Raw genomic sequence first — 21,070 nt, 5'->3', positions numbered from 1 at the left:
TAAATTTTAATTCCGTGAACAAAATAGTCCGAGGAAAATTTGATTTTTACGGTGTAAATTTACTGAAATTTATACTTTATATTTGTTATGCACTAAAAACTAAAACAAAACTGTTATGAAAACATTTTTTAAAATTTTGCTCGGTATTGCAGCGCTTCTCATAATCACGATGTTGGTTATGGGAAAAAAATACCATTTCGAGACTTCTGCAGTAATCAATGCGCCCGCCGACAAAGTTTGGGAACACATGAGTTCGATGAAGGCCTTCAATCAATGGAATCCGTTCATGGATTTTGATCCCAATGTAAAAGTGAATTATTCAGGAAATCCAGGTCAGGTAGGCGACCAGTATTGCTGGGAAGGAAATGATGACGCCGGCAAGGGATGCCATATTGTAACCGCTCTGATTCCCAACCAAAAGCAGTCCACCAAAATGCTTTTTGAAAAACCTTTTGAAAGCGATGCAACATCAGACCTTATTCTTACGCCCCAGGGAAATTCAACAAAAGTGACCTGGACTATGGATTGTGAGCTCGATTACCCGATGAACCTGATGAAATTCTTTATGGATAGCCAGATGGAAAAATCCTACGGTTCCGGGCTGCAGAAGCTGAAAGTTCTAGCTGAAAAGTAACAGCCGAAAAGTCAAAATGCCGGATTTTTATCCGGTTTTTTTATGGGTACACTTCAGAGTGGTATTTTCGGAATTTATTTCGCAAAATTACCTTAAATTTGTCCCTGAGTTCGGGGTTAAAAATTTCCTCAGAATACATAATTAATATAAATTTAATGAAGAAAATTACAGCGCTGGCGCTCATTTCTATAGCTCTTGTTTCTTGTAAAAAAGAAACGCAAACTATTACAAAAGTTGATCCCGCAACCGGAAAAACTGTTACTGTCGAAGTTCCTGTGGAAGACTCCGCAAAAATTGAAAAAACAAATGTAGCTGCTGCAGCCATTAAGGATTCTTTGGGGCTCTATACTCAGTCTTTTAAGCTGGAAGTTGGCAAAACTTATCCGCTGAAAACGTATCAGAAAGACGTACAGACGATGACCGCGCCAGATGGTAAATCCCAGAGCGGAACAAGCGAAAGTACCGATGAAATGTCCTTTACTGTAAATAAATCCGAAAACGGTATTTATGACATTACCATTAATTTGGTAAGCAAAAGAAACGCACAGTCAGCTAACGGAAAAACGGTGGCCGTAGATACCAAACTTGCGGAACCTGCAGACGAACAGTTGAAAATGATGTGGAAAGTAAACAAAGCACTTGTAGGGAACAAACTCAATATGAAAATGGGTGAGGACGGAAAGGTAATTTCAATTACAGGGTTCGATGCAGTTTACAGTAAAATAGCTGCTTCTGTGGGAAGTGTGATTAAAGATGCCAAGCAGAAAACCGCGTTTGTAAACAGTTTTAAAGAAAGCTTTAACGAAAAAATTCTGAAAGATCAGTTTACTAAAAATCTGCTTTTACTGCCAGCAAAAGGCGTGAAAATTGGCGATAAATGGTCTCAAAGTGAAAATGCGACCCCGGATGGTAAAATTAAACTTACCACAACCTATATGTTGAAAAGTGTAGGTGACGGTGCAGCAGTAATTGCAGTTACAGGGGGAATTCCAAAAAAATCTGATAAGAAAACCCAGGAAGGAGTTACCCGAAGCATGAGTTCTGAACTTTCCCAAAATGGAATAATCACGTTGGACCAAAATACCGGCTGGATCAAAAACCAAACGATTTCCGTAAAAACCACCCAATCCGAAACGCTTTCAGACGGGAAGCAGTCGCAAACGATGAAAAGTGTTTCAAATTCAACGGTAGAAGTAAATCCACTCAAATAGTAGACGGTGAATTGCTCATATCTTATTCGCGATAAACAATGAAGTATATTTTAGAATTAATTCTCACAACCATCATCATTTTTTTTCTCTGGAATATTTTAAAGAGAATGTTTTTCTCCGCCTTTTACAAATTTCCAAGGCCCGAGAATAAAAGTAAAACTCAATCCCAGAAAACGAATAAAAATCTGGATTCCAAGATAAAGTGGGACGCTGAAACGGTTGATTACGAAGAAGTAAAAGAAAATAAAGACAAAGAAAAATAAAACACAGCCCTTTTGAAATTTATATTTTTGAAAGGGTTTTTATTGATGACATTTATTATGGCAAAAAACAGAAAACTCATATTTATCGCTGGAAGTATTATTGTTTTTATCATTCTGGCTTTGGTTTATGCAAACCCAGTTCTTACGGGCAAGCAGCTCTTTCAGCATGATATTGTGCAGTACAAAGGCGGGGCCAAGGAATTGCTGGATTACCGTGCGCAAAATGGCAGAGAAACTTATTGGAGCGACTCCATGTTCGGCGGAATGCCGACTTATCAGATGGGTGCGCAGTTCCGGGGCGATATCATTAAAAAAGTTGACGATTTACTGAATTTTTTACCTAAACCTGCCAATTATATTTTCCTGCTTTTCTCAGGGTTCTTTCTTCTTGGGATGGTCGCGGTGCGCAATTGGAAGTACGCCCTTTTGGGAGCAACTTTTTTCGGTCTTTCTACTTATTTTTATATTGCACTTGCTGCAGGTCATAACGGAAAAATTCATACCGTCGCTTATTTTGCGCCGCTCCTTGCCGGAATTCTACTCGTTTACATCCGAAAGAAATACATCATCGGTTTCATTGTAACCGCTTTGTTTATGGGGCTTCAGATCGCTGCTAACCACCCACAAATGACTTACTATCTCTTTATCGCGCTTGGATTTTTATTTATTTCCGAATTGGTGCGTGCGGTTCAGGGAAAAACCGACTGGAAACATTTCGGAATCGCTTCCGCGATTTTAGCATTCGCATTCCTGCTTGGTGTTGGAATGAACTCTCAGCGGTTAATGGCCAATTCAGAATATGTCACCGAAACCGTTCGTGGTAAACAAATATTGGATAATGACAGTCATACCTCCGGAAAATCAGGCATGGACAAAGAAAGCATGCTGATGTGGAGCTATGGGAAACTGGAAACGCTAAACCTTTTTATCCCAAGATTAATGGGCGGTTCCAGCACCGAAGAAGGTTCCGAAAGGATGATGAACCGGGTGCAGGAACTGGTTCAGGAAAACGTTTCTTCGCAGGAGGAAATGGACCGTATTTCCAGAGGTTTCGGTTCGCTGACCTACTGGGGCGAACAGCCGGGAACTTCGGGACCGGCTTATCAGGGAGCTGTGGTTGTTTTCCTTGCGGTTCTTGGTTTTTTCTTTGCGTGGAAAAAATACCGTTACTGGATTCTGGGAGCTTCAGTTCTAACTGTTTTCCTGGCGTGGGGAAGTAATTTTATGATCGTGTCGGATCTGTTTATCGATTTCGTTCCTTTCTATAATAAATTCAGGGCGCCAAGTTCTATTTTGGTTGTGGTAGAACTGCTGTTTCCTTTGATTGCAATGGTCGGATTATACCGGTTTTTCAATTCTGATGTTGATTCGGAAACCAGTTCAGAGAATATTTTAACTGAGGATTACAAGAAGAAAATTTTAACTTACGTAGGCGGAGCGGTTTTGGGAATCACGCTTTTACTGTTGATTTTCGGTAAATCTGTTTTAGGTTTTCATACAGATAATGAAAAAGCGTATCTGCCGCCATTTTTGCTTGATTTCTTAGTTGAAGAACGCCTTAAAATGTTCAGGATTGATGCAATTAAAGCGATTATTTATGTAGCTGTAACTGCAGCGGTTTTATATATGGGACTGAAGAAAAAACTTAATCAGAATATCGCTATTGTGATTATTGGTTTGATAAGTCTTTTTGATTTGTGGAGCGTAAATAAAAGATATCTGAACAACGAAAACTTCATCGATAAAACCTTTACCGAAAACCCTTTCCAGACAGAAAATTCAGAACTTCTCATGCAGAAGGTTGGCGAAAACCGAAATCTGCAGACCCTTTTGGCCAACGCCAACGTAAATAAAACTTTAGAACTGATCGCTGAAAAAGACAAAACGCATTACAGGATTTACAACCAGGTTTTGGGAACGTTTAGTGAGACGAATACTTCTTACTTTAAATCTTCTATTGGTGGTTATCACGCCGTGAAATTGCGGCGTTATGATGATCTGATCAACGAATATTTCAGCCGTACAGATACCGTTAGGGTGCCTAGAATTCTCAATATGCTGAATACAAAATACATGATTTTCGGAGGTCCGGAAAATCCTGAAGCTGTGGTAAATCCACAGTCAAATGGGAATGCATGGTTTGTATCTGAACTCAAATTTGTTAATTCTCCTAACGAGGAAATTAAACAAATCGGTGAAGTTGATACCAAGAAGATCGCGGTGATTTCTAAAGATGACAAAAAATATTTTGAAGGAAAAGCAATGCAGCCTGATCCTGCCGCGGTTATGAATCTCACAAAATACCAACCTAACGAACTTGAGTTTAAAACACAGTCGAAGACTCCACAGTTAGCGGTTTTTTCGGAAATCTACTATCCAAAAGGCTGGAAAATGTTCATTGATGATCAGGAAGTTCATTATATTAAAGCGAATTACTTGCTGAGAGCGGTTCACATTCCGGCGGGTAATCATACGGTGAAAATGATTTTTGAACCTGCCGTTATTCAAACCGGAAAAGTGATTTCGATGATTGCGTTTGCAATTTTCTTAGTTCTGAGTTTAGCTGGAATTTTTGTGCTGTACCGCAAAAGAGAAGACAAAAATTTGGAGAACATTTAAGTTCAAATGAAAGATAAAAAAATCTTAATCATCACCTATTACTGGCCGCCTGCGGGTGGACCGGGAGTACAGCGGTGGTTAAAATTTGTAAAATATTTACCTGATTTCGGCTGGAAACCCACTGTATTTATTCCTGAAAATCCAAGTTACCCAATTGTTGATGAATCTTTACAAAGTGACGTTTCAAAAAACCTGGAAATCATCAGAACCAAAATCTGGGAACCTTATCAGATTGCCGAACTGTTTGGGAAAGACAACAAAAAATTCAAGGCCGGACAATTCGATGTCGGTAAAAACCAAAGTTGGAAATCAAAACTTTCAATCTGGGTGCGGGGGAATTTCTTTATTCCTGATGCACGCGTTTTTTGGGTAAAACCATCATCAGAATATTTGAAAAAATATTTGAAAGAAAATAATTTCGACGCTGTAGTAACCACCGGTCCGCCGCATTCTGTACATTTAATTGGGCTAGAACTGAAAAAGGAATTCCCGAATTTGAAGTGGATTGCAGATTTCCGAGATCCCTGGACAGAAATTTCCTATTACAAACATTTAAAACTCACGAAAGCATCTGATAAAAAGCATCGTAGTCTGGAACAGAAAGTTTTTAAAACCGCCGATATTATTTTGGCTACGAGTTATACTGACGCTGAAAATTTCCGGAAAAAAGGCGCTAATGCGTTCTGTATTACTAACGGATTTGATGGTTCTGATAAAACGGGAAACACGCACAAAAATCCAAAATTCACCTTGAGTTATATTGGTGTTCTGGAACAGCTTCGAAATCCTGAAATTTTGTGGAGTACTTTAAACCAAATCATGCAGGAAAATGAAGAGTTTAAAAATGATTTCGAACTGAAATTTGTCGGTAGGGTAGATGATAAAATTTTAAATGAGATCGAAAATTCAAAACTGAAAAATTCCCTTAATAACGTAGGTTATCTTTCTCATTTGGAAGCTAATGCTGAAATGCAGAGTTCCGATGTGCTTTTGATGACTAATTTTCCTGATGAAAGTTCAAAGGGAATTATTCCCGGAAAGATCTTTGAGTATTTAGCCACCGGAAAACCGATCCTTTCGTTCGGTCCTCGGGAAAGTGATGTAAAGAAAATTTTGCATGAAACGAATGCAGGGAAACATTTTTCTTATCAGGATTCAGCGGAATTGAAAGCTTTTCTCATCAGTCAATACCAAAACTGGAAATCTGGCATAACTTCTTCAAAAACAAAAAATATCGAGCAGTTTTCGAGACGGAATCTTACTGGAAAACTGAGTGAGATTTTAGAAGCCGAAACCCGCGTGAGGGCGTAGGCGGAAATCCTTTTTTCCAGACGCGGCGGCGAAGCCGCCGCGTCTGGAAAAAGATTGGGAGCCGAAGACCGGCATGAACAAAAAAAAGAGCAAAACACCGTTTTGCTCTTTTTTTGTGAGGGACACGCCCTAAAAATCTTATAACCAACCCATTTCCTGCATCCACTCATCGTTGTAGATTTTCCCTACATATCGTGAGCCGTGATCGTGTAAAAGCACAACAATTACATCATCTTTCGTGAACTGGTCTTTCATCTGAACCAAAGCTGCAATCGCACTTCCCGCAGAATATCCGCAGAAAATACCTTCTTCTTTTGCCAGTTTTCGGGCGTAGATTGCACCGTCTTTATCAGTCACCTTTTCGAAGTGGTCAATAACCGTCATATCGTAGTTTTCAGGGATGATATCTTCGCCAATACCTTCTGTAATGTAAGTGTATGCGTGATCGTAGTGAAGCTCACCTGTTTCGTGAAACTCTTTCAAGATAGAACCGTAAGTATCTATTCCGATTACTTTGATGTCCGCATTTCTCTCTTTAAAAAATGTTCCGCATCCGGTTACCGTTCCGCCTGTTCCGGCACCTGCTACAAAATGCGTAAGTTTTCCTTCGGTCTGATCCCAGATTTCGGGGGCAGTCTGCTCATAATGCGCCTGGCGGTTCGACAAATTATCGTATTGGTTTACGTACCAGCCATTTTCAGTTTCTGCAGCAAGTCTTTTTGAGACTGAATAATAAGAGCGCGGATCAGTGGGTTTTACGTCGGTTGGGCAAACAATTACTTCTGCACCTACGGCGCGCAGGATATCACATTTTTCTTTAGACTGTTTCGAATTGGTAACGAAAATGCATTTATAACCTTTTACGATGGCTGCAAGGGCAAGTCCCATTCCAGTGTTCCCTGAAGTTCCTTCGATAATGGTTCCGCCGGGTTTCAGTCTGCCGTCTTTTTCTGCATCTTCAATCATTTTCACCGCCATTCTGTCTTTTACAGAGTTGCCGGGGTTAAATGTTTCAACCTTCGCCAAAACCAATGCCGGGAAATCTTCGCCCAAAACTTTGTTGAGTTTTACAAGTGGCGTATTTCCGATGGTTTCGAGAATGTTTTGTGAATATTTCATATATATTTAAATTATAATTAACTGTATTTTAAAGATTTTACCGGAGAAATTTTACTGATGAGATAACTCGGTAAAATAAGCGCAATTGCCGATACGAAAAGGATTCCTAATGATATCGCCAGAATATTAAAAACGTTTAAATCAACCGGAACCACACTCAGGTAATAATTCTCCGGATTAAGTTTGATGATTCCGAAATATTTCTGAATCAAGAGAAAGCCGATTCCGATGATATTTCCGATCACGAGTCCGGGAACCATAATCATGAGCGTGTAATTGATGAAAATTGTCTGGATTTGAGCGTTGGTCGCGCCCAGAGTTTTCAGCATTCCGATGGAGTTTGTTCTTTCGATAATCAGAATCAGCAATACCATCACGATATTAATGATAACCACTACAAGCATGATAATGATGATAAGTGCAATATTGGTGTCGAAAATTGCGATGAAATCCATGATCTGCGGATATTCATCAGTAGCTTTTACAGTGTAGTTTTTATAGCCCGCTAGCTTGTCGACTGCGGGAGCATCCCGATCAATGTAATTGATGTTTTTGAGAAATACGTCGATCCCGCCAACTTCATTGTCTTTCATTCCCTGTATTTTCCGGGCATGATTGATTCCTCCGATAATAAAAAGGTCATCAATCATCTTGATATCGGTCTTGTAAATGCCAACTACCTCAAATTTCCTGTAAAGCGGACTTTGGTTTTCTTTGGAGAAAATGGCTACGATACTGTCTTTTACATTAAGATGAAGGTCATTTGCAATTTTCTGCGAAATACATACCCCGTTATTGAAGCTTTTTTCTGTAATCTCCGGAACTTTTCCAGCCACAAGAAATTTCCTGAACCGGGCAGTGTCAAAATCTTTACCAACACCTTTATAAATGATGCCTGCAAAATTATGTTCGTTACGTAAAATTCCGCTTACCGAAACATACTTCTGGGTACTTGCTACATCCTGAAGCTCCTTAATTTTTTTAATCTGCAGACCTTCAGTACTTAGAATCGATGAATTATAGGAATTATTCGACTGTTTGGATTTGATGGAAATATGCCCTGAAAAATCTGCCATTCTTTCTTTGATGGCTGTTTTAGAACCGATCCCGGTAGAAACGGTAATCAGCGAAACGATAACTCCCAATGCCACGGAAAGCCGGCCGATAAACACGATAATCCGTGAAAGATTATTTTTGTTATCTTTGGAAAAAGCAATTTTTTTGGAAAAATATAGTGGAAATTTCAAGCCGGTGAATTTAATCGCCAAAATTAAAGATTTACTTCTGATTGTGCTAATTTATTTTGGTTTCAGCCAGATGAATTTTGCCCAGAATACTGATGAAACCTGTTTTAAAACAGGAGCGGACCGGCCGGAACTTTATCTGCCGCTGCTTAAAAATAAATCGGTGGCAGTAGTAACCAACCAGACGGGGCTTATGAAAGACCGCACATTTCTGGTAGATTTCCTTGTGAAAAATAACATTAAAATTAAATCGATATTTGCTCCCGAACACGGTTTTCGGGGGGATGCAGATGCCGGCGAACATGTGAAAAATGGAGTAGATACCAAAACCGGAATCCCGATTATTTCTCTGTACGGAGACAACAAAAAACCAAAACCAGATCAGTTGAAAGGGATTGATATTGTTCTTTTTGATATTCAGGATGTGGGAGTGCGCTTTTACACCTATATTTCAACTTTAACGTATGTAATGGAAGCCGGGGCGGAAAACGGAGTAGAAGTTATGGTTCTCGACCGCCCGAATCCCCACGACGGTTATATCGACGGACCTGTTCTGAAAGACCAGTGGAAAAGTTTTGTCGGAATGCACAACATTCCGGTGGTTTATGGACTCACGATCGGCGAATACGGAAATATGGTAAATGGTGAAAGGTGGCTGAAGAATGGTGTTCAGGCGAAATATACCCTGATTCCGATGCTGGGCTACCACAAACAAAAGCGCTATGGCGTTCTGGATAAACCTTCGCCAAACCTTCCCAATGAAAAGTCAATCAACCTGTACCCGAGTTTATGTTTCTTTGAAGGGACGCAGGTTTCAGTAGGTCGCGGGACCGATTTTCCTTTCCAGATTTTTGGTAGTCCGTGGACCAAAAACTTACCTTATAAATTCACGCCGAAACCCAATTTCGGTGCGAAAGACCCTTTCCTGAACGGTAAGCTGTGTTATGGCGAAAACCTTTCCGGTTACCCCGAAGATTTACGCGAACTGAATATCGACTGGCTTTTAAAGGCTTACAGCAACTATAAAAATCCCACGCAGGATTTCTTTCTAAAAAACCTTTTCTTTGATAAACTTGCCGGAACCGACGAACTGCGTAAACAGATTATCGCTGGAAAATCAGCTCAGGAAATTAAAGAGTCATGGAAAAAAGGTCTGGAAAATTTTCAGAAGATCAGAACTAAATATGTTTTGTACGAGGATTAAGTTTTAGGAAGACCGCAAATCATTTTTTAATCATTCAGAGCAGTATTTTTTAAAATCCATCATCCATTACCCCGCAACCATCAATTTTTAAAAACTCGCTTTCACCTGCATCGATCCGATGTGAATCGTCCTTTCTCCCGAATTTCTGCCTTCATAATTCACATTCAACTGAATAAAAGAATTGATGGACTGTTGTAAGAAAACCGACCAAACCTGGTTTTTTCCCGGCTTCAAACCGTCCAGCATCTGATTCCCGACAATTGAAAAGTTGTTTCCTGTAAATACATTATTGATGAATGAAAAATTCCCACGGACAGAAGTTTTTCTTCTTTCCCACTGCAGACTTCCGGTAAGGTCGAAGGTTTTCAGGAATTCTTCGCCATCCGCTCTTTTTTTCTGTCTTAAAGCTGAAGAAAGTTCCGCCTGAATCGCTTCCGTGAATTTATAAGTCGCAATCGGTTTCGTTTCGAAATTATTCAGAACATAATCCCGCGAACTGAAAAGCTGCGATGCATTTTCAATATGGTGAAGCGAATTTTCCCAGTCGACACGGAAATCTTTGCTGAACCAATATCCTAAATTCAGGAAATTGGATGTCTGCGAACGCTCTTCATTACTAAAATTGGCATTGATTAAATTGTCATTCGCAATAAAACGGTAATTCCCGTTCCAACCCGATTTTTCTGTCGGATTAAACTGTGCGGAAGCTAGAAAGTTCTGATTTTTCAGAATTTGGTCTTCATTTTTTTCAAACGGATTCAATACTAAAACTCTTTCTCTTTTATAAAAGGAATTCTGGGAATTCAATGAAATATTAAAATTCCAGCGCTTCAGAAACTGATTTTCAGAGTTGAAAACAACTGATGGATTTACAAATAACGCCAGCTGCATTTTGTTTTTATTCGACGGAATATAATTTACCGTATTCGTATAAACCCTGATGTATTGCGCCAAATCTGCATATTCAGCGATTTCAAATTCATCAAGCTGCTGTATTCCGTCACCGTTATAATCGGTCCATTTGTAAACGCCCTGCCCGTCGGTCACTTTAATGTATTGAAATTCCCTTTGCGCTTCCTGACCGTTGCCAAGCTCATAAAAAGCCTGTAAACGCATTCCGTTTCTGAAAAGCTGCTGGTTGTAAAGAATATTTCCGACCACGAAATCCTGATTCAGATTGGCAGACACTTCCTGATTCTGATAATAAAATTTCCGGTAATGAATCAGCGCGTTTAAAGTGGTTTTCTCGGTTTTAATGATTTGGCTTTCTGCCATAATTCCCAAAATATGGTTCATGTTTTCCAAAGAATTATTACGAACGGAATCGTTATCACGGAAATACATTCTTGTGAGCAGTTTTGTGCGTGCAGAATCACTGATTTTTTTCTGAATGAAAACTTCTTTCCAGCTGAAACTTGTCACATCAAGCTGATTGGTTTCATTGAAGTTTTTCACGTTATGCTCCATACTTCCGCCAATCGCCCAGCTTCCTTTTTCGGTAGAATATTCAGAAATCACTCCGCTTCTTACAAACTTCGTATCCTGAAAAACCGCTTTCGTATCGAGATAAGAAAAATTTCCTTTGGTGTTAAACTTTCCTTTAATCCAGCCGAAATCCAGATCATTTTTAATTCCGCTATAAGAATCTTTTTCGTCCAGATAATTGATTTTATAATTTAAAAATGTAGAATTGTTCCATTGATTCAAAAAGCTGAAAATAAAACGGTTTTGCGTAATCTGATTGAATTCCTGCGCCAAATTGAAATCGCGGGAAAATTCGACATCATTAATTCTGTCCAGAATATGAAACTGCGAATTGATATGCTGGAATTCAAAACTCGGAGTACCTTTCCAGTTGTTTTTAGTAAACATTTTATTCCCAAACACACGTCCTGCATACCCAATATTTTGATTGGAATCTTTCGATGAAAACAGATTCACATCAAAATTACTCAGCGAAACATCAGCACCGATCTTTCCGTCCTTCAGCAAAAATTCAGAATTGGCAGAAAAAACCTGGGTTTTCTGTGGCGAAGGCAGTTTCCGCACAGCTTTGTATTCGCCCATATTGGTTCCCACATATTCGAAAACGCGTCCGTTGTTGGTAGTCTGTTTAATTCGGTAATCGCCCAGATTCTGACCAAAATACGTAAAGGCAACCTGATAAAGAGTTTCTGTCTGATCGGTTGAAAATTCATAATAATTCCCGCTCGGATCTTGAATTAACTTGTACAGAATTTTATTCACGTCATATTCAGTAACCGTTCCGGATGGCGCATACATCAAATCTGGATTGTTGCCGGCATCTGCTAGAATCTGCTGATCCTCCTTGCTTAAATTCAGGGAAAGTGGTGCGTTTTTGTTGTCGTTTTCCATAAACCAGTTGAAACCGTACCGCGCTTTTTCCCTTTCATGCCGGATTCCGCCCGTTACCAAAAACCGCGTGTAATTTCTGTTCGTGTAATTGTAGGAAATGGTAATAAAATTCTGTTTAAAAATCGGTCTGAAACTGGTGAAAGTAATTTCGCCCGTGTTATAATTAATGACATAATCCTGATTTTCGCCGCGCTTCATTAAAATCCCGTCGATAAACACCTGTTCAGAACCTGAAATGATGGTAATAAACTGCTCGCCGTTTTTGCCGGTAAGTCGGTAAGGTCCCTGGTTTCCCTCCACACCCTGAAAACGGATGCGGTGAAATTCACTTCTTGCAACACCGGCCGAAACATCCACAAATGTTTTGTTTTCGTTTCCGAAACTGGTTTCAAACTGCATTCCCATGCTTCTCCGCTGAAATCTGCCGAAATAGGTGTTCGCATCGAGCAAATCTAAATGACCAGCGCGCAAAACCGACTTATCTTTAATATTGAGCTGCATGTAAATTTTGTCAAATTCTTCCAGAGTTTGCGTGTAACCGTCGGCCTGAATAGGAAGATTGTGATCGGAAATCGAAGCGAGAACCGATACGTCTTTAGACAGTTTTCCGGAAATCTGAAGATCCATGGAGCTTTGAACACTTTGTCCCTGGTTGTTCCCAAAGGTAATTCCGCGGATGATGGACCCTTTGGAATTAAGGTCGCCGAGGATTTGTGAACGCGTATTTTTCACAAGAACACCTTCGTCGACGATAATTTTATTCTGGGTTCTTATGAAATCAAGAGTGTCTCTGGAGAAAACATCTTTATCGATTTTAGCGGCAAGAATTGAATCTTTCTTGGTAGAATCCTCTTTGAGATTAGGATTTTTCCACGTGAAAATCTGGGCATCAAAGAATGGTAATGCATAGAAAATCAGGATGAAAAAGAATATTTTTTTAGCCAAAACGAAGCGAGAAAATGTGTGTAAAAATAACGAAAAAGAACTAGGGATATTACGTTGTATATTTAACAATTAATTTATATGAAAATTATGATATTAGCAAAAAACATCGTATTTTTGCACTATAAATTATTAATTATTAAATTTTTTAAAAAATGAAGAAATTTTATTCTTTAGTTGCAGCAGTTGTTTTAGCTGTAACGGTAAATGCACAAGCCACTACAGTTACAGAAGTTGCAGCTGAGCAGTTTGGAACAAGTACAGTGAGTGATATTACAGAAACTGTATATCCGATAGATGCCAATTTGGACTATTCATTTGCAGCAAATGGAGCTAATAATACCGCTTTTTATCCTGCAGATGGTATCAGAATGTATTCTGTTAGAGCAACAGGAGAAGGTAATATCATGACTATTACACCAAAAAATGGTGCGAAAATCACCGAGCTTGTTGTGAATGCTTTTTCAGCAGCTTACGCACCAGCTGTTACTTATAGTGTTGACGGTGGCGCATTTGTTCCCGCTACATGGAGCGGAACTACTTTAACGATTACTGGAATCGAAGCGGCAACTTCTTTAGCGATTAAAAATGCTCATACAGGAGGATCTTCTAATACACAGTTAAGAATTCCAACATTCACCGTAAAATATGACCTTGTTACTATGGCTGTTGGTGATGTAAACGCAACCAAAGCTAACCTGGTTAAAAACACTGTTGTTTCTAACAATATTCTATTTGCAGCAAAGGCCGATGTACAGATTGTGTCTATGAACGGACAGGTGGTAAAATCTGCTTCTGTAAACGAAAACACTGCACTGGATGTTGCTTCTTTAGCTAAAGGAACATATATCGTTACAGGTACTGTAAACGGTAAAGCAGTTTCACAGAAAATTATCAAAAAATAATTATTATTAAAATAATTGTTAAACATTGAATACTTCTCTTCTGAGAAGTATTTTTTTTGTAATTTTACACTCCTTAAAAAGACATAATTAAAATCAATTACAATGAAAAAAATCTTTACAATTTTAGGTGTCGTATCGTTTGCAGCTTTTGCAACAGCGCAGGTTAATTTAGTTCCTAATCCAGGTTTCGAATCATGGGCAGATGGTAAACCTACAGATTGGTTTATTCCTACAGGTGTTACCATGGTGCAGTCTACTACTGCTCATTCTGGCACCTATTCCGCCGGGCTCCCTTCACCAGCAACTAGTAACAGAACAATGAGTCCTACAACTGATATTCCTGTGACTGCAGGTAAGACTTACGTGTTTACAGGTTGGTATCTTGATAATACACCAACGGCAAGATTCAGATATTGGGGACAGTTCAGAACTGCACCTGGAACTGCTGGAACTGATACGGGAGCAAACAACCTTCAGGGCGCAGATTATTCTGTAGATTCACCAGAATGGAAATTCTTCACTGCCGAAGCACAACCTAATGCAACTGCAACAGTATTAAGAGCCGGCTTAAGAGTTTATCCAGAGAACAATTCAGGAGACGGAGTTATTCTATTTGATGATATCATGGTATATGATAAAGCCAGTATGGCAGTTACAGATGTTTCTGCATTCGACAAGTCAGTTAAAATGAATACGGTAGTAGGAAACGAACTTCGTTTAATCCTTCCAGGAAAAGCTACTGTAAACATTTATACAGCAGACGGACGTTTGGTAAGCTCGAACAGAGTTGATAACGGACAGGTAATTAATACCTCTTCAATGACAAAAGGAAATTATATTGTAACTGTTGATAACGGATCTGCAAAAGTGAGCAGAAAAGTAATCAAGAACTAAAATTTCTTATTTAAATATTGAAAGCCGCTTTTTAGCGGCTTTTTTTAGTTTTATTGTCGTTGCCAAACACCCATCACCCATCATCCAACACCCGGCATTTTTCATCCAACATCCAACATCCAACATCAAGCTTATTAAAACCATCCTCTCCGGAAATAATTCGTAACAGCATTGAAATTAAGTACCAGCGTAAAACGGATTCTGCTTCCGTAATCTTTAAACGAAGGTTCGAAACCGAGTGAGCTCTGGATTGGGAAATAAACCTCCAGAAAATCAGGGATTACTTTTACTTTTACGCCAGAATCCCAAATGAATTTCGGGTCCAGGGATCTGTTTTTGTATACCCCTGCATCGGCGTAAATATTAAACCAACGCCATACATGGGAATCAACATTCACAGAAGTTATCCATTGATTGGCAGATTTTCCGACGTAGGATTTAAATCCACCCTCGGCAAGAATAAGCTGTTGAGACAAAAGTCCCGTGGTCGCACTCTGCCCCAAAAGACCGTACGAAAAAGCATAATTTGAAACCCTTGAAATTCCGTAGTCGAAAAGGTCGTTTTTCGTCTTATTCGTGATAAAATATCCGCCAAAGAACCTGAAACTTACCTTTTTATCCTGCGCATATTCCCAGCGGTAAAACGCTTCTGCCGAAATCTTCTGGAAATCCTCCATCCACTGAAGGTTGGTGCTGAAAGATTTTTCGTGAATAATCCGCCGGTCTGCGTAGCCATAACCAAGGTTCCAGAGGTTATATTTGGCGTACTCAGTCTGCGACATTTTTGGATTCACATCTTTATCAAAAAAATTGTAAGACAAAGCTAAACTTCTGCCGACATCGCTTCTGGGATTTTTTGTGAAATTAAAACTTGCAAAGGCAGAAAACTTACGGTACGTAAGATCATAATCATAATGGAAATAAGATCCTGAAACCCCCACATCAAGACTTCTGTAAAAACTGTCCGCAGGCTGAAAAGAGTAGGCGAGACCGCCTGAGCCCGTCAGTTTTCCTGTTCCCGAACTGAAATAAGGCGTGAAAGAATAATTAAATTTACGCTCAAAGAACGACGTATTTCTGAAATTTAAACCTACCAAAACCTTATCATAGGCATTGAAGTTGAGTCTGGGATTCAGGTAAATTTCATTGAACTCTGGGTTTGGAATGTCTTTAAACAGTTTTAACTTGATCTTTTTGGTATTTGCAAACAGACCTTTGGTGTACCGGTAATTGTCTCGGAAATTGTTTTCAGGAAATATATAATTGCTGTTGACCACAATTTTTTCGGCGTTGGATTGCGGAATATTATAAATTTTGGCGTCTTTCGAATCATCCGTATCAAACCAAAATTCCTTTATTTCACCGGTTTCTGTTTCGGTTTCGATCTTGAAAGGAATATTCAGATCGGTGTTTTTAGAAATTTTAACCTGAAACTCATCATCAGTCTTCGCGTATCTTTTCAGTTTAAAATTTACACGGTTTTTCTTCTGGATAAAGGGATCAAAGAAATCCGAAGAATAACCTGATTCCAGGCTCAAATGATCAAGGAAATCCTTTTGATCGATCTGGTTCCCGGAATTTTTATGCAGATAGTCGGTAAGAAAATCATCAAATTTTTCCTTGCCCATTTTTTCTGCGATAAAAGAAAACAGGCTTCCCGTCTCAAAATGACTTATTGCATTAGCGTTAAAATTACTCAGCTTTTCATAAGGCTCTGCAATCCGCTGATCCAGATTTTGGTTCATGATATACTGGTAAGTAAGGCCGTAGCGCTCCGCAAGTTTTAAGTCTGACGCATAAAAAAGTTTGAGCGGTTTAAATCCAAAAATATTGATGTTTTCCGGAAGATCGCCCAGGAGTTTCTTTTCCTTATAATAGCGGTTGACGTATTCGATTTCGAGATAGGTTTTCAGGCCGTTCGTAAGCCAGTGATCCTTGCTTTTTTCGAAGATGGTTGCCTGTTCTACACTTTTTTTTGAGAGGATGCTGAAATAATTCAGATCACTTTTCTCGGCGTCACTGAAGAGTTGATATTTGAATTTCCAGAATTTAAGGTCGCTGATACCGCTAAAATTTTCGTTGTCTCTGAATTTTTCGGTGACGAAAATCTTCTGCGGCAGAAATCCGGTTTTGCTTTTAATAAAGTTTAAATGTAGCGGAAGGTAGAACTCAAGAATCTGTTTCTCGGTTTCCGACAGATTATACCCGAAATCGATTGCTGTGGTTTCACCGTCGACCTGGGCTGTAATTTTGGGGAAATGATTCTCGGAGATTAAGAATTCGGGATCGTTTTTAAGTATGCCCTCAAAGTAATTGGGCTGAATTTCTTTCAGATTGCTTTGCGACGAATAGTTAGGCGGAATATTAAGGTTTACTTTCCAGTAAAGCCCAGGACTTTGGTTTTCTTCGATGTCCAGATAAAACCTTTCTTTTTTTGACGGTTCTTCAAAGCCGTCGGGAACAATGAAAAAGTATTTCAGCATCCATTTTTTTCCGTCACTTCCGTAACCTGTGAATTTTGGCGAAGGCAGATTGATAAGGTATTGGAGCGATATTTTTATCTTTTCACCGGACTTTAAACTTTTAGAAAGTGGGAGGAAAATATTTTCAGAAAAAGCGTGAGGTTCTACGGCGTCCAGATTCCCAATTTTAATCTTTAGATTTTCAATGTTTCCCAGGTCTTTCGCTTTAGCAAAATGAAGATCATTTTTCCGGTCTTCCAGTTTTCTTTTGGCGAGCGGAGTATTTCGGTTTTTGTAAGCTGCAGTCCAGTTCAGAAGTTTGATTGTATCCTGACGGATCGCTGAGTTATTGGTGTAAATTATTTCCTGGGTTACAGAAATCTGTCTGTTGTTGGACCTAATTTCGGCGTCAATGTAAATGCTGTCCTGCTGCGCAGAAACCGCAACATAATTTAAGATCAGTAAAAAGCCCCATAAAATTCTATTCATCGTAATGTAACGCTCAAATATAATGATGTTTTTTCTAAACTCTTTTAATTATCAGTTATTTGAGAATAATAATTAATTTTGAGTAAATATCAGCCTTTGCTAAAATTATACCATATTGTATTTTTTGTTTCGATACTCTGTTTTCAGTCTGTTTTTTCACAGGTTACCGAAAGCACTGCGGAGTTGATAATTGATGCCAGGAAATCTAAAATCCTTACCCGTTTTACACCTCCGGAAGGATTTTTCTGGGTGAAGGAGACGCCCGGCAGCTTCGGTGAATATTTGGTAAATTTTCCATTGCATCCGCCAAATTTTCCCATACGTGATTACCGGAAAGTTCCTGTGGACAGCCAAAATAAGCACATTGCACTGCTTAAAATTGATGTTGGTGATAAGGATCTGCAGCAATGTGCAGATGCATGGATGCGCCTGTATTCAGAATATCTCTGGACTCAAAAACGCTTTGATGAAATCGGGTTCGAATTCACCAGCGGACAGTTTTTTGCCTGGAATGATTACAGAAAAGGAATCAGAACAAGAGAAGTAAACAAAAAAGTAAGTTTCTATGATTCGGGAATTACCGACGATTCGTATTCAGCATTTCGGGAGTATCTGAACATAATTTTCCGCTATGCCGGAACCATATCACTGGACCGTGAATCGGTTGCTGTTACGGAAAATTCTGACATCAGAACGGGTGATTTCATCATAAAACCCGGAAGTCCGGGACATTCAGTAATTATCGTTGGAGTGGCGACAAATGCGGTGGGAAAAAGGCTGTATCTGTTGGCAGAGAGCTTCATGCCTGCGCAGGATATTCATGTCCTCAAAAACACGGCGAATCCCGAAATTTCACCTTGGTATCAGCTTGATGTGGATGCGCCCAAAACGGTAACAGCCAAGTATGTTTTCAGACCCACATCCATTAAAAGGTTTCATGCCATCAAATAGAAAAAAGAAACGGAAATCTGGTTGCCCAAACTTCCGCTTCTACTACTAAAAAAACACAAACTAATATTATTATTCTGCAGTAAGTTCGAAATCGCCTTTAATTCTTACAAGGTCATTAATCATCGGTGCAGGGAAATTAGAACCTACATTGAAATCTGATCTTTTAAGTGTTCCCATTACCTGATAACCGTAAGTGGTTTTTTTGTTCATAGCATTTACAGTAGAACCTCTGTAAACCAAAGTTAAAGTCACTGGTTTTGTAACGCCGTGCATGGTAAGAGTACCTTTTAATGTGTAGTAATTCTTTTTGCCTTTAGTCAAGGAAGTACTGGTGAAATCCAAAGTTGGATATTTAGCGGCATCAAAGAAATCTGCACTTTTCAGGTGATTGTCTCTCGCTTCAATGTGCGTGTTGATGGAATTTACATCAGCAGAGAAGGTGATTTTTGAATTCACAAAATTTTTCTCGTCAGCATTGATGGTTAAATTTGCTTTGTCGAAGTTTCCGGTAATATCATTGATGCCAAGGTGCATCACGGTAAACTGGATTCTTGAGTGTGCTGGATCACTTTTCAGGTTCAACTGAGCGAAAGTGGAAACCGTAAACATCATTACGGTGAGGATTGATAATAATTTTTTCATAATACTTTTCTTTCTGTTTAATAATTATAGTGCAAAGATATAGAAGCAGGGAAACGCTGACATTGATCTAAGATAAGAAATCACTAATCGCAGTTTCCGTCGGTGTCACAACTTTCACCCTGACTGATGATCTGAAGGCCTTTGTCGCCGGCAGAGAATTCTTTCCATGAAGCATTCAACACCTCCAGAAAATGTTCCGGCTGCTGAGCGCCCGACACCCCGTATTTATCATTGAACACAAAAAACGGAACCGCGTTAATACCCAACTGTCTTGCCATCAAACCATCCTGAGCTACTGCATTTGCCAATTCATCTGAATTAAAGGCATTTGAAATATCTTCTGCAGCCAAGCCAACAGATTTTCCGATTTCTACAAGAGTGGTTTCATCATCAATATTTTTACCTGTAATAAACTGCGCTTCAAATAACGCCTCTTCCATTTCGTTGGCTAAGTTCTTCTTTTTTGCGAGCTGGATGAGAAGATGACCTTTGAAAGAATTAGCAACTTTGGATTCATCGAAGCTGAAATTAATTCCGGCTTCTTTTCCGGCATTTTTTGCATGTTCATGCATGGCTTTTGCCTGCTCCACAGGAATCCCCTTTGCTTTGGAGAAATAATCGTAAGGATTGGTATCGGGTTGTGTAACCAGGTTTGGATCCAACTGGAAACTGTGCCAGGTAATTTCAATTTTTTCGGCGTCAGGGAACTGTTCTAAAGCGTTTTCAAACTTCTTTTTTCCGACATAACAAAACGGACAGCGGATGTCGCTCCAGATATCTACTTTCATTTTTTTTGCTTTTTTTGAATTTAGAATACAAATATAGCTGCTATAAGATGGTGCGTGATTGATCTAAGGTAAGAAATGCATCGTAAACCGTAGAGTCTACAAATAGAGCCTCATAACTGCGTACCAGAATGCCAGCGTAACAAAGGATAACGGTATACCTATGCCCAGCATGAGGTTGCATAATTTAGGCTCCAGTTTATGGGTTGATGCAATGATGGCGGCGGTAATCATTGGCCCCATAGCTGCTTCCATGAAAGCAATTTCGATGGTTTCACCCCGCTGATTCAGAATAATGAAATAAAGAACGAAAATAAATGCCGGAAAAAGCATCAGTTTAAATAAGAGCCCCCAGAATAAAGGTTTTGAATGGATGCCCGGATTCTGCCAGCTCAACTGGCTTCCTACGGAAACTAAGGCCAAAGGAACGGTTGTTGCGCCCAGTTTTGCGAAAACTTCATCTAATGCTTCCGGCATGTTGATGCTGAAAATATTGAGAATTACTGCTAAAGAAAATGCAATAAAAGGCGGAAATCGGATGATTTTATTAATGATTTCGGAGATGGAACTTTTACCGCCTGAATAAAAATTAGCCACCGCAATTCCCACCGTGGAAAGAGCCACAAAAGAACCGGGCTGGTCGACAAGCATGACTGTTTTCAGGCCGTTTTCGCCAAAAAGCGACTGAATAACAGGAATTCCGACAAACGACGTGTTTCCGAAACCCGCGCACATAATCAGTGCACCGGTAATGGCAGCTGACCACCTGAAGTATTTCGCCAGCAATCCAAAGAATGCGATCGCAAGAAAGATATTAAGCCAAGCGATAGCCAGCGGAAAAATCACCTCAAAACTTAAAATGATTTTGGGGATATAATAGAGCGAAAGCGCCGAAAGCGAAATGTTTATCACAAATGAATTCAGCGCGAGATGCCCATTTTCAGGGAAAAGTTTAGTCTTCCTCAGAAAAAATCCAAGGAAGAGACAAAGAAAGAGAAGAATTAAATTGGACAATTTTT

16 protein-coding genes are annotated in these 21,070 nt (G+C 39.4%); 9 read left to right on the top strand and 7 right to left on the bottom strand.

Annotated features, from left to right (window positions below; translation table 11 throughout):
- Positions 1–115 precede the first annotated feature (115 nt).
- The 5 genes from KTV93_RS03080 (at position 116) to KTV93_RS03060 (ending at position 6,038) form a co-directional block, all read left to right on the top strand.
- Positions 116–634: an SRPBCC family protein gene (locus KTV93_RS03080; RefSeq protein ID WP_230259190.1), complete on the top strand. Its 519-nt coding sequence runs from the start codon at positions 116–118 to the stop codon at positions 632–634.
- A 155-nt stretch (positions 635–789) separates the two neighbouring features.
- Complete coding sequence (locus KTV93_RS03075) at positions 790–1,845, top strand: DUF6263 family protein (RefSeq protein WP_218249866.1); 1,056 nt, start codon at positions 790–792, stop codon at positions 1,843–1,845.
- 38 nt (positions 1,846–1,883) lie between these two features.
- The gene (locus tag KTV93_RS03070) at positions 1,884–2,108 is read left to right on the top strand and encodes a hypothetical protein (RefSeq protein ID WP_218249865.1); all 225 of its coding nucleotides are present in this window, start codon (positions 1,884–1,886) and stop codon (positions 2,106–2,108) included.
- A gap of 54 nt (positions 2,109–2,162) precedes the next feature.
- Complete coding sequence (locus tag KTV93_RS03065) at positions 2,163–4,727, top strand: YfhO family protein (protein WP_425256097.1); 2,565 nt, start codon at positions 2,163–2,165, stop codon at positions 4,725–4,727.
- A gap of 6 nt (positions 4,728–4,733) precedes the next feature.
- Positions 4,734–6,038: a glycosyltransferase gene (locus KTV93_RS03060; RefSeq protein ID WP_218249863.1), complete on the top strand. Its 1,305-nt coding sequence runs from the start codon at positions 4,734–4,736 to the stop codon at positions 6,036–6,038.
- Between the two features lie 138 nt (positions 6,039–6,176).
- On the opposite strand, the gene KTV93_RS03055 is transcribed toward KTV93_RS03060, so the two are convergent.
- Positions 6,177–7,157: a PLP-dependent cysteine synthase family protein gene (locus KTV93_RS03055; RefSeq protein ID WP_218249862.1), complete on the bottom strand. Its 981-nt coding sequence runs from the start codon at positions 7,155–7,157 to the stop codon at positions 6,177–6,179.
- A 17-nt stretch (positions 7,158–7,174) separates the two neighbouring features.
- Entirely contained in the window at positions 7,175–8,404 is a 1,230-nt protein-coding gene (locus tag KTV93_RS03050; RefSeq protein WP_230259189.1) for an ABC transporter permease, read from the bottom strand.
- Between the two features lie 4 nt (positions 8,405–8,408).
- On the opposite strand from KTV93_RS03050, the gene KTV93_RS03045 reads away from it, so the two are divergent.
- Complete coding sequence (locus KTV93_RS03045; RefSeq protein ID WP_230259222.1) at positions 8,409–9,605, top strand: exo-beta-N-acetylmuramidase NamZ family protein; 1,197 nt, start codon at positions 8,409–8,411, stop codon at positions 9,603–9,605.
- Positions 9,606–9,692: 87 nt separating this feature from the next.
- On the opposite strand, the gene KTV93_RS03040 is transcribed toward KTV93_RS03045, so the two are convergent.
- A complete protein-coding gene (locus KTV93_RS03040; RefSeq protein ID WP_230259188.1) occupies positions 9,693–12,926 on the bottom strand; it encodes a hypothetical protein in 3,234 nt (1,077 codons plus the stop codon).
- Positions 12,927–13,078: 152 nt separating this feature from the next.
- Here KTV93_RS03040 and KTV93_RS03035 point away from each other — a divergent pair, with 152 nt between their 5' ends.
- On the top strand, positions 13,079–13,828 hold the full coding sequence (locus KTV93_RS03035; RefSeq protein ID WP_230259187.1) for a T9SS type A sorting domain-containing protein: 750 nt from the start codon (positions 13,079–13,081) through the stop codon (positions 13,826–13,828).
- A 102-nt stretch (positions 13,829–13,930) separates the two neighbouring features.
- Complete coding sequence (locus KTV93_RS03030; RefSeq protein WP_218249859.1) at positions 13,931–14,722, top strand: T9SS type A sorting domain-containing protein; 792 nt, start codon at positions 13,931–13,933, stop codon at positions 14,720–14,722.
- A 134-nt stretch (positions 14,723–14,856) separates the two neighbouring features.
- On the opposite strand, the gene KTV93_RS03025 is transcribed toward KTV93_RS03030, so the two are convergent.
- Positions 14,857–17,673, bottom strand: a complete 2,817-nt coding sequence (locus KTV93_RS03025; protein WP_218249858.1) for a gluzincin family metallopeptidase — start codon at positions 17,671–17,673, stop codon at positions 14,857–14,859.
- 96 nt (positions 17,674–17,769) lie between these two features.
- Between KTV93_RS03025 and KTV93_RS03020 the strand changes: the two genes are divergently transcribed.
- Positions 17,770–18,624: a DUF4846 domain-containing protein gene (locus KTV93_RS03020; RefSeq protein ID WP_230259186.1), complete on the top strand. Its 855-nt coding sequence runs from the start codon at positions 17,770–17,772 to the stop codon at positions 18,622–18,624.
- 69 nt (positions 18,625–18,693) lie between these two features.
- Here KTV93_RS03020 and KTV93_RS03015 read toward each other — a convergent pair whose 3' ends face one another.
- From KTV93_RS03015 to KTV93_RS03005, 3 genes are all read right to left on the bottom strand, one after another.
- Positions 18,694–19,266: a YceI family protein gene (locus KTV93_RS03015; RefSeq protein WP_218249856.1), complete on the bottom strand. Its 573-nt coding sequence runs from the start codon at positions 19,264–19,266 to the stop codon at positions 18,694–18,696.
- 83 nt (positions 19,267–19,349) lie between these two features.
- Complete coding sequence (locus tag KTV93_RS03010; RefSeq protein ID WP_218249855.1) at positions 19,350–20,054, bottom strand: DsbA family oxidoreductase; 705 nt, start codon at positions 20,052–20,054, stop codon at positions 19,350–19,352.
- 96 nt (positions 20,055–20,150) lie between these two features.
- Positions 20,151–21,065 carry an AEC family transporter gene (locus KTV93_RS03005; RefSeq protein WP_218249854.1) on the bottom strand — a complete coding sequence of 305 codons (915 nt, stop codon included), beginning with the start codon at positions 21,063–21,065 and terminating at the stop codon, positions 20,151–20,153.
- Between the last annotated feature and the right edge of the window lie 5 nt (positions 21,066–21,070).

It is taken from the genome of Kaistella faecalis, from assembly GCF_019195395.1.
GTDB lineage: Bacteria > Bacteroidota > Bacteroidia > Flavobacteriales > Weeksellaceae > Kaistella > Kaistella faecalis.
This window is presented reverse-complemented; position numbering and strand designations above follow the sequence as displayed.

Bases quoted from the DNA above. Each gene is read 5' to 3' on its own strand.
- KTV93_RS03080 (WP_230259190.1), top strand. From the start codon at position 116: ATGAAAACATTTTTTAAAATTTTGCTCGGTATTGCAGCGCTTCTCATA.
- KTV93_RS03075 (WP_218249866.1), top strand. From the start codon at position 790: ATGAAGAAAATTACAGCGCTGGCGCTCATTTCTATAGCTCTTGTTTCT.
- KTV93_RS03070 (WP_218249865.1), top strand. From the start codon at position 1,884: ATGAAGTATATTTTAGAATTAATTCTCACAACCATCATCATTTTTTTT.
- KTV93_RS03060 (WP_218249863.1), top strand. From the start codon at position 4,734: ATGAAAGATAAAAAAATCTTAATCATCACCTATTACTGGCCGCCTGCG.
- KTV93_RS03055 (WP_218249862.1), bottom strand. From the start codon at position 7,157: ATGAAATATTCACAAAACATTCTCGAAACCATCGGAAATACGCCACTT.
- KTV93_RS03035 (WP_230259187.1), top strand. From the start codon at position 13,079: ATGAAGAAATTTTATTCTTTAGTTGCAGCAGTTGTTTTAGCTGTAACG.
- KTV93_RS03030 (WP_218249859.1), top strand. From the start codon at position 13,931: ATGAAAAAAATCTTTACAATTTTAGGTGTCGTATCGTTTGCAGCTTTT.
- KTV93_RS03025 (WP_218249858.1), bottom strand. From the start codon at position 17,673: ATGAATAGAATTTTATGGGGCTTTTTACTGATCTTAAATTATGTTGCG.
- KTV93_RS03015 (WP_218249856.1), bottom strand. From the start codon at position 19,266: ATGAAAAAATTATTATCAATCCTCACCGTAATGATGTTTACGGTTTCC.
- KTV93_RS03010 (WP_218249855.1), bottom strand. From the start codon at position 20,054: ATGAAAGTAGATATCTGGAGCGACATCCGCTGTCCGTTTTGTTATGTC.